Origin of the sequence: Gilliamella sp. GillExp13, from assembly GCF_001690815.1 — a bacterium.
Classification (GTDB): domain Bacteria; phylum Pseudomonadota; class Gammaproteobacteria; order Enterobacterales; family Orbaceae; genus Gilliamella; species Gilliamella bombi.
Window position 1 is genome coordinate 1 of sequence record NZ_LZHJ01000005.1, and the last position, 15989, is coordinate 15989.

At 34.6% G+C, this 15989-nt stretch carries 16 protein-coding genes, 1 tRNA gene and 3 pseudogenes; 14 read left to right on the forward strand and 6 right to left on the reverse strand.

The genetic code is table 11. The annotated features are described in order from the left end of the window. A partial coding sequence (locus A9G37_RS00580) for an IS30 family transposase (protein WP_141670976.1) occupies positions 1 to 261 on the forward strand: 261 nt, incomplete at its 5' end. A gap of 100 nt (positions 262 to 361) precedes the next feature. Here A9G37_RS00580 and tusC read toward each other — a convergent pair. From tusC to fkpA, 3 genes are read right to left on the reverse strand one after another with little or no spacing between them, the layout of a single operon-like run. Further along, on the reverse strand, positions 362 to 715 hold the full coding sequence (tusC, locus tag A9G37_RS00585) for a sulfurtransferase complex subunit TusC (RefSeq protein WP_065574313.1): 354 nt from the start codon (positions 713 to 715) through the stop codon (positions 362 to 364). A gap of 12 nt (positions 716 to 727) precedes the next feature. Next, the gene (gene tusD / locus A9G37_RS00590; protein ID WP_081297587.1) at positions 728 to 1147 is read right to left on the reverse strand and encodes a sulfurtransferase complex subunit TusD; all 420 of its coding nucleotides are present in this window, start codon (positions 1145 to 1147) and stop codon (positions 728 to 730) included. Further along, complete coding sequence (gene fkpA, locus A9G37_RS00595; RefSeq protein WP_034910830.1) at positions 1098 to 1886, reverse strand: FKBP-type peptidyl-prolyl cis-trans isomerase; 789 nt, start codon at positions 1884 to 1886, stop codon at positions 1098 to 1100. The genes tusD and fkpA overlap by 50 nt, the downstream gene beginning before the upstream one ends. Positions 1887 to 2114: 228 nt before the next feature. Here fkpA and fabZ point away from each other — a divergent pair, with 228 nt between their 5' ends. From fabZ to rnhB, 4 genes are read left to right on the forward strand one after another with little or no spacing between them, the layout of a single operon-like run. Next, on the forward strand, positions 2115 to 2561 hold the full coding sequence (gene fabZ, locus A9G37_RS00600) for a 3-hydroxyacyl-ACP dehydratase FabZ (RefSeq protein WP_034910827.1): 447 nt from the start codon (positions 2115 to 2117) through the stop codon (positions 2559 to 2561). A gap of 44 nt (positions 2562 to 2605) precedes the next feature. Next, complete coding sequence (gene lpxA / locus A9G37_RS00605) at positions 2606 to 3385, forward strand: acyl-ACP--UDP-N-acetylglucosamine O-acyltransferase (protein ID WP_034910823.1); 780 nt, start codon at positions 2606 to 2608, stop codon at positions 3383 to 3385. Beyond that, the gene (gene lpxB / locus A9G37_RS00610) at positions 3385 to 4536 is read left to right on the forward strand and encodes a lipid-A-disaccharide synthase (RefSeq protein ID WP_034910820.1); all 1152 of its coding nucleotides are present in this window, start codon (positions 3385 to 3387) and stop codon (positions 4534 to 4536) included. The genes lpxA and lpxB overlap by 1 nt, the downstream gene beginning before the upstream one ends. Next, positions 4530 to 5120, forward strand: a complete 591-nt coding sequence (gene rnhB, locus A9G37_RS00615) for a ribonuclease HII (RefSeq protein WP_034910816.1) — start codon at positions 4530 to 4532, stop codon at positions 5118 to 5120. Before lpxB ends, rnhB begins: the two co-directional genes overlap by 7 nt. A 1-nt stretch (position 5121) precedes the next feature. On the opposite strand, the gene A9G37_RS12675 is transcribed toward rnhB, so the two are convergent. Beyond that, positions 5122 to 5292, reverse strand: a complete 171-nt coding sequence (locus A9G37_RS12675; protein WP_080702313.1) for a peptidoglycan peptidase — start codon at positions 5290 to 5292, stop codon at positions 5122 to 5124. 96 nt (positions 5293 to 5388) lie between these two features. After that, a pseudogene (locus tag A9G37_RS13125) lies at positions 5389 to 5843 on the reverse strand (transposase); the annotation flags it as partial. Between the two features lie 161 nt (positions 5844 to 6004). Here A9G37_RS13125 and recC point away from each other — a divergent pair. The 9 genes and pseudogenes from recC (at position 6005) to A9G37_RS00660 (ending at position 15625) form a co-directional block, all read left to right on the forward strand. After that, positions 6005 to 9229, forward strand: coding sequence for an exodeoxyribonuclease V subunit gamma (gene recC / locus A9G37_RS00620; RefSeq protein WP_065574314.1), 3225 nt, complete (start codon positions 6005 to 6007; stop codon positions 9227 to 9229). A gap of 8 nt (positions 9230 to 9237) precedes the next feature. Then, positions 9238 to 10017 (forward strand): TatD family hydrolase, encoded by a 780-nt coding sequence (locus tag A9G37_RS00625; RefSeq protein ID WP_065574315.1) that lies wholly within the window; start codon positions 9238 to 9240, stop codon positions 10015 to 10017. Between the two features lie 67 nt (positions 10018 to 10084). Continuing rightward, positions 10085 to 11050 (forward strand): ketopantoate/pantoate/pantothenate transporter PanS, encoded by a 966-nt coding sequence (gene panS / locus A9G37_RS00630; protein WP_065574316.1) that lies wholly within the window; start codon positions 10085 to 10087, stop codon positions 11048 to 11050. 128 nt (positions 11051 to 11178) lie between these two features. Beyond that, positions 11179 to 12582: a DHA2 family efflux MFS transporter permease subunit gene (locus A9G37_RS00635; RefSeq protein ID WP_065574317.1), complete on the forward strand. Its 1404-nt coding sequence runs from the start codon at positions 11179 to 11181 to the stop codon at positions 12580 to 12582. A gap of 4 nt (positions 12583 to 12586) precedes the next feature. Beyond that, the gene (locus A9G37_RS00640; RefSeq protein WP_065574318.1) at positions 12587 to 13219 is read left to right on the forward strand and encodes an MBL fold metallo-hydrolase; all 633 of its coding nucleotides are present in this window, start codon (positions 12587 to 12589) and stop codon (positions 13217 to 13219) included. A gap of 156 nt (positions 13220 to 13375) precedes the next feature. After that, positions 13376 to 13963, forward strand: a complete 588-nt coding sequence (locus A9G37_RS00645) for a biotin transporter BioY (RefSeq protein WP_065574319.1) — start codon at positions 13376 to 13378, stop codon at positions 13961 to 13963. Then, complete coding sequence (locus tag A9G37_RS00650) at positions 13947 to 14519, forward strand: YiiX/YebB-like N1pC/P60 family cysteine hydrolase (protein WP_065574320.1); 573 nt, start codon at positions 13947 to 13949, stop codon at positions 14517 to 14519. The genes A9G37_RS00645 and A9G37_RS00650 overlap by 17 nt, the downstream gene beginning before the upstream one ends. A gap of 100 nt (positions 14520 to 14619) precedes the next feature. Next, positions 14620 to 14695 (forward strand) — tRNA-Asn (locus A9G37_RS00655). Positions 14696 to 14898: 203 nt separating this feature from the next. Next, a pseudogene (locus A9G37_RS00660) lies at positions 14899 to 15625 on the forward strand (type 1 glutamine amidotransferase). A 42-nt stretch (positions 15626 to 15667) separates the two neighbouring features. On the opposite strand, the pseudogene A9G37_RS13355 reads toward A9G37_RS00660, so the two are convergent. After that, a pseudogene (locus tag A9G37_RS13355) lies at positions 15668 to 15989 on the reverse strand (transposase); the annotation flags it as partial.

A 15989-nucleotide genomic window follows, 5' to 3' on the forward strand; every position in this document is an offset into this window, starting at 1 on the left:
GCTATTGAGTATTATTTAAACACCACCGTGTACTTTGCGGAGCCTTATAAAAGCTGGCAAAGAGGCACAAATGAAAACACCAATGGCTTAATACGTCAGTTTATACCTAAGTCAGCGGCCATTTCATTAGTTGACGACAAACAGATAAAGAAAATACAATATCTATTGAACACACGCCCAAGAAAACGGCATAAGTTTAAAAGCCCTGCCGATTTTTATTCTAAGGAGCTAAGAAGAATTGCACTTCATGGTGTAATCTAGGAACAATCAAATAAAAACCCCAATAAAATCAATCTCTTTCCTAACCGATTTTTTTAGATATAAGCTTGTTGTGGTATAAGGTTTTGCTTTCAATATAAAATTAGAATCGCAAAATCACATCTTTAGTTGTTAATAGTTGATTTAATAACTGGGTATTAATGACTTTACTCGGGATGTTTCTACTTATTTGAATTAAGCTTCTTGATTTCAGTGAGGATTCACAGACATATACATCATCAATATCATAAAGTTCAAGCATGTTTAATGTCGCAATATAATCTCGCATTAAAATGTGATCAGGTTGTTGATTTGGTAATAAATGAAAGACACCATCATCGACAAAAAAAACAGAAACATAATTAATAGCTGATGTGGCTAATGCGATATCAAGTGCTTCTCGACCTTTGGCATTTCCATGAGGTGGTGAGCTGATAATAATTGCTAGTTTTTTCATTTCAGTCTTAATTTAAAATTGAATGGTTCGATCGGTTGTTGCGATTGATTCGCTAAGCTCACCAAGACCAGTTAATTGAAAATGATTAGCTAGATTATTTTCGATAATACCGCGTCTCTGCGCAGCTGCAACACAAATAGTTAACGTTAAGGTGTGTATTTTTGCTAATTCTTGCCATGCTGAAACTAAATCAAACTCATCGCTAGCAGGATCTGTATAGCTATTGCCATTATAAACACCATCGGCATAAAAAAAGATGTTTTTAATCTGATGAGGAGTATTAGACAGTAAAGCTTGAGCAAACTGGTATGCGCAATAAGCAGATTGGGTCCCATAAGCAGGACCCATAACAACAAGAGTATAACTCAATGAATCAATCAAGTTAGTTAGCTTGTTGTTCTTGATTTTGAGCTGGCTCTTGATTTTTATCATTTTTATCCCCATCAATGCCAAGCAATTCAACTTCAAAGATTAAAGTTGATGCAGGTTGGATTCCAGCTTTACCTTCTTGACCAGGAAGACTTTGGTCACCATAAGCTAAATCAGGTGGTACAACAAGTTTGATTTTTCCGCCAATTCCGATCAATTGAATTCCTTCTGTCCAACCTTTGATAACAGCATTTAGTGGAAATGTTGCGGGTTCACCTCGATCATAAGAACTATCGAATTTACGTCCGTCAGTTAAAGTTCCTGTATAATGAACAATAACTGTATCTTGAGCTGTTGGATGACGATCAGAACCTTCTTGAATGATTTGATAAAGTAACCCTGATTTTGTTTGTTTTACTCCATCTTGTTTAGCAAATTCTGCACGGAATTTCTCACCAGATGCTGTATTTTCAGTTTTTTCTTTTTCAAAACGCTCTTTGCTTTCTTTTTGGATTCTTTTACCAAATTCATCTAAGATGGTTTTCACTTCATCTTTTGAAAGTTGAGAGGCATCGCGGAAAGTTTCATTAAAGCCACTGATTAAATATTCTTGGTCAGGTTTAATTTCATTTTGTTCTAAATTTGACTTCATGTATGTTGCAAATGATGAACCTAATGCATATGCTTCTTTTTGTGCATTAGTTGAAATTGTTACTTTATTTGATGAATTTTTCTCATCACAACCAGCTAATGTTAATACAATTACGCTGCTTACTAACGTCATTTTAATCAATGATTTCATTCTACTTCTCCAGATTATAAACTTTTTGGGTAATTATCTTAGTTATTATATCTGATTTGATATAAGATAATAAGGGTTTACAAATCATTTATTTTATAAATTTATAGTAATCCATTGATAATATATTAAGGAAAGCATCTTTTGCAATTTAAATCATCCTTGAGTGAAAGTGGTATCCTCAGTTATAATGTTAAAAATTTATAGTAATAATGTATAAGGATAGCTATTTTGACTACCGAACTTAATACCCTTGATGTTGAAGAAATCATCAGCCTGTTACCTCATCGTTATCCGTTTTTAATGGTTGATAGAGTTCTTAGTTACGAGAAAGGTAAAACACTAAAAGCGATAAAAAATGTTACTGTGAATGAGCCATTTTTTCAGGGGCACTTTCCAAATAAACCCATTTTCCCTGGTGTTTTGATTTTAGAAGCAATGGCTCAAGCGACTGGGATATTGGCTTTCAAAAGTATTGAAGAGCTATCACCAGGTCAACTTTATTATTTTGCTTCCATTGATAAAGCACGTTTTAAACGCCCTGTAGTGCCAGGAGATCAGCTTATGCTCGATGTTGAATATATTAAAGAACGTCGTGGTATTGCATTATTCCATGGTGTTGCAACTGTCGATGGTAAGTTAGTTTGTGAAGCTGAAATGATGTGTGCCCGTAAATAATCGTTTTTTAGCATTTCCCCAAAAAACAGTATTAAGGAATAATTATGGCAATGGAGATACATCCAAGCTCAGTGATTGAAAAGGGAGCAAAAATTGGCGATAACGTCAGAATTGGTCCGTTTTGCTTTATTGGTGAGAATGTTGAAATTGGTGACGGTACTTTTTTAAAATCACACGTTGTTATCAATGGTCACACAAAAATTGGTAAAGATAACCAAATCTATCAATTTGTTTCGATTGGTGAGGTAAACCAAGATTTAAAATATCGTGGAGAGCCAACACGCACTGAAATTGGCGATCGTAATATGATTCGTGAAAGCGTAACTATTCACCGTGGCACTGTTCAAGGTGGTGAATTAACGCGAATTGGTAGTGATAATTTATTGATGATTAATGCACATATTGCTCACGATTGTCATATTGGTGATCATTGTATTTTAGCAAATAATGCCACTTTAGGTGGGCATGTTCAATTAGATGATTATGTAATTATTGGCGGAATGACTGCCGTTCATCAATTTTGTGTGATCGGATCACATGTTATGGTTGGTGGTTGTTCAGGTGTTGCTCAGGATGTTCCGCCTTATGTTATTGCCCAAGGTAATCATGCAACACCTCATGGCGTAAATTATGAAGGCTTAAAACGTAGAGGGTTTAGCAAAGATGCTTTGCAGGCGATTCGCAATAGTTATAAAATCCTTTATCGAAATGGCTTAACGTTTGAAGAGGCAAAAGTTGAAATTGAAACCATTGCCAAACAACACTCTGAAATCCAATTGTTTATTGACTTTTTTGCCCGTTCAACGCGTGGCATCATCCGTTAATGGCTAATGAAACACTAGTCATTGCATTAGTCGCTGGAGAAGCCTCGGGCGATATTCTTGGCGCAGGATTGATTTGTGCGCTAAAAAATTACCATTCTAATATTGAATTTGTAGGTATAGCGGGTCCGAAAATGCAAGCCGAAGGCTGTAAAGCTTGGTACGAAATGGATGAATTATCGGTCATGGGAATTGTTGAAGTATTGGGGCGATTACGCCGTATTTTATCTATTCGCCGAGATATCACTAAACGCCTAGTTAAACTCAAGCCCGATATATTTATTGGTGTTGATGCTCCCGATTTTAATCTTTCCCTAGAAGGAAAATTAAAGCAAGCTGGCATTAAAACAATTCATTATGTTAGTCCATCTGTTTGGGCTTGGAAGCAAAAACGCGTTTTCAAAATTAAGCGTAATACTAATCTTATTTTAGCCTTTTTACCTTTTGAAAAAGTCTTTTATGATAAGTTTGATGTTCCTTGTCGCTTTATTGGGCATAAGATGGCGGATGATATTCCTTTAAATCCAGATCAAACAGCTATGCGTCAACAATTAGGTGTTCCCTTAAATAGCCTTTGTTTATCATTATTACCGGGTAGCCGTCATGCTGAAGTGACATTATTATCAGCACCTTTTTTAAAAGCAGCAAAGCTATTACGAGAGCGTTATCCTAATATACATATTCTAGTACCTTTAGTTAATGCTAAAAGACAAAAAGAATTTGAACAAATCAAAGCTCAAGTTGCACCAGAACTTAAAATACAGTTACTACATGGTCAAGCCCGTGAAGCGATGATTGCGAGTAATGCAGCAATCTTAGCATCGGGGACTGTGGCATTAGAATGTATGTTAGCTAAGTGCCCAATGGTAGTTGGGTACAAAATGAAAGCATTAACTTTTTGGTTAGCTAAAAAATTAATTAAAACGCCTTATGTGTCTTTACCTAATATTTTAGCCGGTAAAGAGATTGTACCTGAATTGTTGCAACAAGATTGCACACCAGAAAATATTGCCAATCGTATTATCCCTTTTTTAGAGGGAGATAATTCAGAACTAAAACAGACATTTTTATCTTTGCATAATCAAATTCGTTGTAATGCTGATGAACAAGCTGCTAAAGCTGTACTTGATGTATTAAAGGAGCCACATTGTTAGAGTTTACCTATCCAGATGTCACTTTAATTGCAGGTGTTGACGAAGTTGGGCGAGGTCCACTTTGTGGCGATGTTGTTACCGCTGCAGTTATTTTAGATCCTAACAAGCCCATTAAAGGCTTAACTGATTCTAAAAAACTAACCGAAAAAAAACGAGAACATCTATTTGATATTATCAAACAAGATGCTTTAGCTTGGAGTGTTGCAAGAGCATCTGTGGACGAAATTGATAAATTAAATATATTACATGCTTCCATGCTTGCTATGCAGCGAGCTGTATCTAAATTACCTATTAACCCCAATTTTGTATTAGTTGACGGTAATCGTTGCCCCGATTTTGGTATACAAACACAAGCTGTAGTTAAAGGCGATTTATTAGTGCCAGAAATCAGTGCTGCGTCTATTTTAGCTAAAGTTACACGCGATCGTGAAATGGTTGAGCTTGATAAATTATATCCACAGTATGGACTTGCTAAACACAAAGGTTATCCAACTAAAGCGCATTTAGCTGCAATAAAGGAACATGGTATTAATCATTTATACCGTAAAAGTTTTGGACCAGTTAAGAGTTTAACATTATTTTAATTCACGATTGTTTATCAACCGTTGTCAGCAATGGTGAGTTAAAAATAGAAACTGGTAAAATGACCATTTCTTGATAAGGAATTTTGTTTCCATAACATTTTTTCAATTTCTTCTTCACGGCAGACGATGAAAGATTAAAATCTTTGATAGTTTGTAATTGGCCAATTTTCAATTTAAGTGCCTTATCATAAATTATTTTCCAAACTACTTGTTTTTATTTAGCAATTTCGCTATTAGGGTCTGTTGAACTTTTGTGTTCATATATTAATCAATAATACATTGGTAGCCACATAAGTATAAATACCAGCAATAACATGCAGGCATAATTGCTTTCTAATTTATCATATCTTTTTGAAATTGAACGATACTGCTTAATTCAGTCAAACGCATTTTCAATTAAATGGCGATATTTATACAGATATCAATCCATGCTATTAACAGAAAGGTGGATTTTAGTTGAGTTTCCTCCATAGCTTTTTCCTATCTGTTCTTAATGCTGAGTTGCTGCATTTTGAGCTATGTTGATGCGCTCGTATAATAGAATCATCGAGGAAAGCCCATTCGAGATTAGCTATACTTAATAATTTTTTGATAATATATTAATATGCCTTTTCTAGACCATAAATTAAAACGTCTATAGACTGTATTCCATTAACCAAATATAGTTGATTAATCTCGCCAAGGAATACCCGTTCTCATTCGGAACAGTATTCCTTCAAATGTCATTATGCCATTTAAAAAATTACCATCAAAGATAAACCCCCATTCATTATTACTCGTTAAGGGCTATCTTACTTATAAAATTGATACTAGAATAGCAACTAGATTTATTAATAACGATCAGCGATAATCTTAACCCAATCTTACTAATAATTAGTGTTGTTATGTTTACCATTTATCATTCAAATCAAGTCGATTTACTCAAAACATTATTAAGTGAATTGATGCGCAGGCAACCATTAGAGGATGTATTTATACCTGATGTTGTTATGGTGCAAAGTCAAGGCATGGCACAATGGTTGCAAATTGCGTTAGCGGATGAACTTGGTATCATGGCTAATGTTGATTTTCTTTTTCCAACTCAGTTTATTTGGCAACTTTATCAAGTATTGTTACCAGAAGCGCCAATTGAAAATTACTTTAATGTTGAATCAATGAGTTGGCGTTTGTATTATTTGTTGCCTCAAGTTATTAAACAACCTGAGTTTAGCGCGCTTAAACATTATCTTGATATTGATAAGCAAGATAAAAAACGGTATCAGCTTGCAACGCGTATTGCACGATTATTTGACCAATATTTAGTTTACCGTCCAGATTGGCTAGCAAAATGGGAGGCAAACCAGACTGTTGCCGAATTGAAGCATCATTCTGATGAAACGTGGCAAGCGGAGTTGTGGCGAAAACTAATATCAATTAGCCAACCTTATCATCGCGCTAATATTTATCAACAAATGCTTGAAATGTTATTAAATAATAACTTTGAACGTTCACGTTTAGATGCATTACCTAACCGTATTTTTATTTTTGGTATTACTTCTCTTCCTCCTATTTATCTTTCGCTACTTTCAGCACTTGGGCAACATATTGATGTCCATTTAATGTTTAATAATCCGTGTAAATGGTATTGGGGCGATATTGCTGAAAAACAGTTGTCAGATATATTAAATACACCCGATAAAATACCCAATCCTCTGTTAACCTCATGGGGAAAACTTGGGCGAGATAATCTATTTTTGTTACAAGAATTTAATAATAAGCAAGATATTGAGGCGTTTGCCGATCAGGATCGTTCTTGTCTATTACATGCTATTCAGCAAGATATTTTAGAACTGTATCAAACCGATTTTGATAATAAAACTTTTGCCGTAACAGATAAGTCGATTTCGTTTCATGCCTGCCATAGTGAACAACGTGAAGTTGAGGTATTGTATGACTACCTGCTATCGGTTTTTGATGCAGATCCTACGCTGGAGTTGCGCGATTGCATAGTTATGGTATCAGATATTGATAAGTATGTTCCTTATATTCGAGCTGTCTTTGGTAATGCTGTTGAAAAGCGCTATTTACCTTTTACTATTTCAGATCAAAAAGCACGAAATATCGATCCTATCGTTCAAGGCTTTTTTGCCATTTTAAATTTTCCGAATAGTCGATTTACAGCAGAAGAACTATTTTATTTACTTGAAATCCCTGCTATTGCCGAAAAATTTGCTATTAACGAATCTCAATTAACCTTGTTGCGAACTTGGATTGTTGAGTCAGGCATTCGTTTTGGACTTGATAGTGCACATAGTTGGTTATTTGGGCTTGAGCGGTTATTACTCGGTTACACAATGAACAGTGAACAAGGCGGTTGGCAACAAATATTACCTTATGATGGTGCAACAGGTTTAGATGCTGAATTAATAGGTCAATTAGCCGAATTTATTAAAGTTGTAAGTAAGTGGTTTGCTATCTTAAATGAAGAAAAACCGCTAATTAATTGGCAACCTTGTTGCCTTGAATTAATCAATGACTTTTTTATAAGTAATGTTCAACGTGAATCCATTTTATTGATGATCGAAGAAGAATGGCAAGAACTGATTAATAGTGGATTATCGGCTTGTTATACAGATAATATTTCTATCACTATTCTACATGATGCTATGCAATCACGCTTAGAGAAAAATCATTTAGCGCATCGTTTTTTAGTTGGTAAGATAAATTTTTGTACCATGATGCCTATGCGTTCTATTCCATTTAAAGTTGTTTGTTTACTTGGTATGAATGACGGCGATTATCCAAGAACATCTCTTCCACTTGATTTTGATTTAATCGCACAACATCCAAGACGAGGGGATCGTAGCCGTCGAACAGATGATCGTTACCTTTTTTTAGAAGCAATTTTATCTGCGCAAAAACAGTTGTATATCAGTTATATTGGTCGCGATATGAAAGATAATAGTGAACGTTACCCTTCTATACTTGTTGATGAGTTTTGGGAATATATTGGCCAATATTATGGCAAGGCTAAAAATAATACAGATGGCACTACAAATATCACTACAACAAATAGCTTAGATTTTTTACGTGTAAACCATACACGCACACCGTTTAACCCCCAAAATTTTTTACAAGAACCCAAAAGCTATGCCGATGAGTGGTTACCTGCAGCATTGCAACAAGGTGAAAGTCAGTTATTTATTAGTGAAATACCAATTATTAGTATAGATAATATTAATCTTGATGAATTAAAACGATTTTACCAGCACTCTATTAGGCTATTTTTACAAAAACGGTTTAATTTTTATATAAATTATCTGGATGATACCTTACCAGATGCCGAAAACTTTAATCTTGATAGCTTAAAGCGCTATCAATTAAACTTACAGATTTTAAATGAATTAATTGCCAATAGATCGCAACAATCAGATGATTTCTATCAACGATTAGCGTTAACAGGTGACTTACCAGATGGTGCGTTTGGTGAAATTATTTATGATAATCAACTTGAATCTCTGCAACCTTTGGCCAATAAAGTTGACCAAAAACGTTTAGTCATGACAACGCAAGAAGTTAATTTAACCATTTCATCTAATGATCAACATTACCAATTACAAGGTTGGTTAACTCACATTCAAGACGATGGTATATTGACATGGCGACCGTCAAAGCTTTCGATTCGCGATGGTATTTCGTTGTGGATTGATCATTTGATTTATTGCATTTTAAATCCTGATAAAATTGATAGTCAAAGTCGTATGTATGGTCGGGACGATAATGAATGGCAATTTTCACATTTAAATGCAGATCTGGCCTTAACTATATTAACTAATTTAGTTGAAGGCTATTTGCAGGGTATCAATGAACCATTATTAATGCCATTAAAAAGTTCGTGGAGTTGGTTAATTACAGCTTATGATAAAAAAACAGGTCAGATTATCGCTAGTGAAAGAGCTATCAGTCAACTTTTAAATTCATGGCAAGGCGGATTTAACCAATCCGCCGAGTGTGACAGTTATTATACTCGTCTTTATCCTGAGTTAACCGATACACTGATTGAACAAATTACATTTACCGCTGAACGATTTTTATTGCCAATTTTATTACATCAAACAACGGCAGAATAAGAGGCATTATGTTTATTGATACACATTGTCATTTTGATTTTCCACCTTTTAGTGATTTTCTTGCTGATTCAATAAATAAGATTCGCCAAGCGAATATTGTTGGATTAATTATACCCGCAGTTAGTGCTAACTATTTTGATGCTGTTTTACAACTTACGAATAATTACCATGAACTTTATGCCGCTTTGGGGTTACATCCTATTTATCAACATACTATGGCTGATTTAGAACTATTAACCAATATTGTTAAAACAAAACCTAAAAAATTAGTTGCCATTGGTGAAATCGGGCTCGATCGCTACAATTTAAGTATCGATTGGCAACAACAATTATTATTTTTTAGGTCACAATTAACAATTGCCAAACAGTTTGATTTACCCGTTTTAATACATTCACGCAAAGCGCACGATGTTATGTACCGTGAATTACACAAGGCCAACTTATCTTGTTGTGGCGTAATACATGGTTTTTCAGGTAGTTATCAACAAGCCATGCAATTTGTTAAGCTGGGTTATTATATTGGTGTAGGTGGCGTAATTAGTTATGAACGTGCGAATAAAACTCGCAATACAATTGCTCAATTACCACTTAGCAGCCTAGTACTTGAAACAGATGCGCCCGACATGCCATTAAGTGGGCGTCAAGGTCAAGCAAATCGCCCTGAATATATCACTGAGGTTTTTAAAATATTGACACAATTACGCACTGAATCACCAGAACACATACTTAACACAATTTTAACAAATACCTTGACGCTATTTAGTGGAATCAATAGAATAAAAATTTAACAAGCAACTAAAATAAATTTACTATTATTATGAAGTTATTTTAGTAAACCAACGGCAGTAGGTTTATATGGCTAGACAATTGAATCAACTATTTGCTCAATCTATTTCCTCCCTCACCCGATTATTTCCTTTGTGGGCAGTTTTGTGTGCGGTTATGGCCTATTTTTCTCCTGATACTTTTACACCTATACGTCCCTATACATCACAATTACTCATGTTTGTGATGTTCACCATGGGAGTTACATTAAGTATTGATGATTTTAAACGTGTAGTCACCAAACCTAAAGCGGTGGTTATTTGTACTTTGTTACATTATATTGTTATGCCGTTAACTGCTCTAATTTTATCAAAACTGTTTACAATGAGACCAGAACTATTGGTTGGCATGGTGTTAGTTGGAAGCGTAGCTAGCGGAACAGCATCAAATGTGATGATTTATCTTGCCAAAGGTGATGTTGCATTGTCTGTTACAATTTCATCTGTTTCGACACTTGTGGGGGTAGTTATAACACCACTGATAACACTACTATTAGTTGGAACAACAGTTGAAGTCCCTGTTTGGGGAATGCTTGTACATATTGTACAGATTGTACTAATACCGATTATATTAGGATTAATTGTTCACCATTTCTTAAATGCTATTGTTAAAAAATGTGAGCAATTTTTACCACTTTTATCAATGATTTGTATTTTATTAATTATTTGTATTGTAGTAGCAGGTAGCCATACTCAAATTGGCCAAGTGGGGGGCACTGTTATTTTTGCAGTTGTGATTCATAATGCGTTAGGATTGCTTGGTGGTTACTGGGGAGGACGTTTATTTGGTTTTGATGAATCAACCTGCAGAACCATGTCACTTGAAGTAGGAATGCAAAACTCTGCCCTTGCAGCTACTTTAGGCACCACCTACTTTTCAGCTTTATCAGCTCTACCTGCTGCAGTATTTTCTGTTTGGCACAATATTTCAGGTTCATTACTGGCTGGTTATTGGCAAGGTAAACCAGTAAAGAATAAGAAAAAATCCAATCATTAACAAATAATATTGTAAAATAGCATTCATCAGCTCTCTTTCTTAATCAACTCTAAGTAAGAGAGCTTAATTTTCTGAGCTTATATCCAACCGCTCCACTAGCATTTAAATTAATTTTAGGCCAAATTAAAATGAATAGCGAATTACAGTTACCACCGTTTGTCTATCGTATATTACCGTGGATTGCGGCGTTTGCATTCTTTATGCAATCACTTGATACCTCGATATTAAATACAGCCCTCCCCACTATGGCTAACAACCTCAATGAGTCCCCATTAAATATGCAATCAGCCGTGATAAGTTATGCTTTGACCCTTGCATTATTTATTCCTGTTAGTGGTTTTTTATCAGATAAATTTGGCACTAGAAATATTTTTGTCATGGCCGTTTCACTATTCACACTGGGTTCATTACTTTGCGCTTTATCTAATTCATTAATTTTTTTAGATATATCACGAGTGATCCAAGGTGTTGGTGGCTCGATGATGGTGCCTATATCACGTTTAGTATTGATAAAATCTTTTAAGCGTAGTGATTTTTTAGCTGCGTTAAATACAGCCACGATTCCTGGATTAATTGGTCCCGTTTTAGGACCAGTATTGGGAGGATATCTAGTTGATATGGTAAGTTGGCACTGGGTGTTTTTTATTAATTTACCCATTGGTATTTTAGGTATAATAATTAGTTGGAAATACATGCCTAACTTAAAAGGCCAACACATGCCTTTTGATCTATTAGGCTTTATATTTATTGTTATTAGCTTTATTAGCGCCACTTTGAGTGTAGAGATTTTAAACCAAAATCAGACATATTATTGTCCATTACTACTTGCGACAATTAGTCTACTTTTTTTATTTATTTATCGTGAATATGCAAAAAAGAAACAAACTCCATTATTCCCACTATCGCTATTTAAAATCCGTACGTTCAAAATAGGAATTATCGGAAATTTAATTTGCCGATTAGGTATATCAGGAGTGCCTTTTCTTATTCCACTATTATTACAAGTGGGATTTGGTTATTCAGCTATTTTTGCCGGCATTATGTTGATGCCAATGGCCATTGCTTCAATTTGTACTCGAATCTTTATTCCACGTATTTTAGCACGTTTAGGTTACCGTTTCGTACTAGTTACTAATACAATTTTAGCTGGCATAATGATTATTTTAATGTCCGTATTAAATTTATCGACACCACTTATTCTTATCAGTTTATTGCTATTTTGTATCGGTGGAATCAACTCCATGCAATACACGGCCATGAATAGCATAACCTTAGCTAATCTAGAAAACGACAATACAAGTAGTGGCAATAGCTTAATGGCAGTAAATCAACAATTAGCAATTAGTTTTGGTACCGGATTGGGTGCTGTTTTATTACGCTTAATTAGCACCACAACAAGTACTATTCACTCATTTCAGTTAACATTTGTTATACTTGGTATGATTACCGTTTTATCAAGCATTATTTTTGCACAATTAAAAAAAGAAGACGGACAAAATCTAACCAATCATCAGCAAGAAATAAGGAGATAAATCTATGTTCCAGTACCAAATCATCCCAGTTACAGCTTTCCAAGAAAATTGTAGCATCATTTGGTGCGATCAAACCATGGAAGGTGCATTTATTGATCCCGGAGGTGAACCCGAACTGCTTATAAAAGCGGTTGAAAAGCTAGGCGTTAATATTAAGCAGATTTTATTAACCCATGGACATTTGGATCATATCGGTGCTGCAACTATATTGGCTAAACATTATGATGTGAAGATTATTGGACCAAGCCAAGAAGATGAATTTCTATTAACAAGTTTACCACAACAAAGTACACAATTCGGTTTTCCTTATACTGATAGCTTTTTGCCTGATCGTTGGTTAAAAGAAGGTGAGCAGATTCAAGTTGGTAATATTAGCCTTGATGTACTTTTTTGCCCGGGTCACACTCCGGGACATATTGTTTTTATTAACCATTTGGATAAGCTGGCTTTTGTCGGCGATGTATTATTTAAAAGTAGTATAGGAAGAACTGATTTTCCACGAGGCAACCACGCCGATTTAATTTCATCAATCACTAATAAATTATTACCACTTGGGGATGACTTTATTTTTGTACCAGGCCACGGACCTATGTCTAGTTTTGGTCATGAACGAGTTAGTAATCCTTACTTAGTTTAAGTAACAAATTATTTTAATTATAACACTCTTTATTTTAGAGTGTTATAAAAATATCCTATATCCCACTCCAATGCAAACAAATTAAAAACAAAAAAGTTTACAATAACAATAATCGCGCTATTATAGTTCTACTATTCATATAAAAGGTAGAAAATAATGAAACTTCAACCGACTTCGTATTATCCAACATTTATCACTACACTTGTAAATTTATCTTCTTGGCAACGTAAATTATTAACCACAACAAGTGCAGCATTACTTTTAGGATTAGCCGCTAACATTAGTATTCCAACTTACCCTGTTCCATTTACATTACAATCATTGGCTGTATTGTTAATTGGTGCTTTTTTAGGTCGTAAACTAGGTGCATTAGCAATAATCCAATACCTTATTTTAGGTGCAATTGGGTTACCGCTATTAGCCAATGGTAGTGGTGGAATTATGGCGTTAGCATCACCATCTTCAGGTTACTTATATGGCTATGTATTTAGTGCCTATTTAGCAGGGTTTGCAGCAGAAAGAGGTTATGATCGTCACTTTATTTTAGGTTTAATTGCATTCGCTTGTGCGCATCAATTGTTATTTGTATTTGGCGTTGTCTATTTAATGGGCTATTTACACATCACGCTAATTGATGCTTTAAAAGTGGGTTATCTGCCATTTGTTGGTGTGGATGCGCTTAAATTTATTATTGCAACTTGTGTAATGTTTTCGCTATGGCGCTATCGTGCTAAAAAACAATAATATCCAATGTGGAGATATTATCTTCCAAAGCCTAAAAAAAAATAATGCTTTTAATGGCGCTGTAAGCCTTTCAGGTGCATTGTCAAAGATAGATGAAATAACCAAAAGTATTAATCATGTTGGTTTATATATTGGAAATAATACCGTTATTGAAGCAACGCAAAACTATGGCGTGATTGAACAATCGTTTACTAATTTTATTTGTGCAGCTAAGCACAATATCATTGGTAGAATCCATGATTTAGTTGTTATTCAAAATGCATTAAGACGGGTAAAGAAATGCTTGGGTTCACCTTACAATCACAGCTTTCATCCCAATGCAGATGGGTTTTATTGCAGTGAACTAATTACTTATGCCTTTAAAACTGAGCAAGGTAATGATTATTTCGCATTATATCCAATGAATTTTAAAGATTTAGCGACAAATGAGATTTTATCTTATTGGGTTGATTATTATCGCGATCTAAATCAGATTATTCCACAACATGAACTAGGATCGCACCCACAGCAATTACTTAGACAACGCCATTTATTCAAGACAATCCTAACACTTTAATGATAATAAAAGGAGGAAATTTTACACAAAAAAACATTTAAAATAATTTAACTATTGACATAGCGCCATTAAATCTATAATATGCGCGCTACATTTCGGTTCCTCCATAGTTCAGTCGGTAGAACGGCGGACTGTTAATCCGTATGTCACAGGTTCAAGTCCTGTTGGAGGAGCCAACTTTCATATTTATCTTTCCCTGTTGTTTCATATTTTAAGTGATTTCTTTTTACCTGTTTTTTATCGTGTTAGTTCAAAATTCTGTATTGCAATTGCAAATAAATTATTCATAATAACTCAAAAATAAATTTATATCCTTTGATATAAATTTTATCAAATCATAATGTTAATAATGATATTTATAGACAAGGAGGAGTTATTAATGCATATACATTTTATTATTCATGAGGATTTTGAAGCGCCCGGAGCTTATGAACAATGGGCGATAAATAATCATCACACTATAACTTATTCTCGCGTTTACCTTAATGAACCACTTCCTAATAGCATTGATGATATCGACTTTCTTATTGTTATGGGCGGTCCACAGTCACCATCAACGACCAAACAAGAATGTGCTCATTTTGATTCTAAAGCAGAACAAGCCATTATTTTATCAGCAATAAAAGCAGAGAAAGTAGTCATTGGTGTATGTCTTGGTTCACAATTAATCGGCGAAGCTCTAGGGGCAAGTTATAGCAACAGCCCAGAAAAAGAAATTGGCAAATTCCCTATTATGTTAACTCAAATCGGTAAAACAAATCCTTTGTTTACTGATTTTGGTAGTACATTAGAAGTCGGTCATTGGCACAATGATATGCCAGGTTTAAAAAGATGCTCAAATTATTGCGTATAGTGAAGGGTGTCCTCGTCAAATCATTGCATACAGTAAATTTGTTTATGGTTTCCAATGCCATATGGAGTTAACACCTGAAGTAGTCGAATTATTAATTACCCATTCACAAAAGGAACTTAGCCAAGCAGAAAAATACCGCTTTGTCGATACACCTGATAAGCTTCGCTCTCATGATTACACTGAAATGAATCAAAAACTTTTCACTTTTCTCGACAAGTTAAGCCAACGCTATCTGTCACCTTTAGAAAAATAACTTGTAAATGCCCCAAACTTAGTACACAAATCACGTAGAAAATTAAGCTGCTTGTTTTAGTGTTTTATACTCAATCGGTGTCATGTTATTTAATGCCTCATGCGGTCTTTCGGTGTTATAAATCGTTAGCCATTCTTTGGTTATTCTCCTTGCTTGTGCTAAGTTGTTAAAAAGATATAAATCAAGTACTTCAGTACGATAGGTACGATTAAATCGTTCAATATAACCATTTTGATAAGGGCTACCGGCTTTATATAATCAATGGCTATATCATGTGATTTAGCCCAGTTTATAAAGGTTTTTCCTGTAAATTCTGGCCCATTATCGACCCGTATTTTTAATGGATATCCATGATATTCGGCCA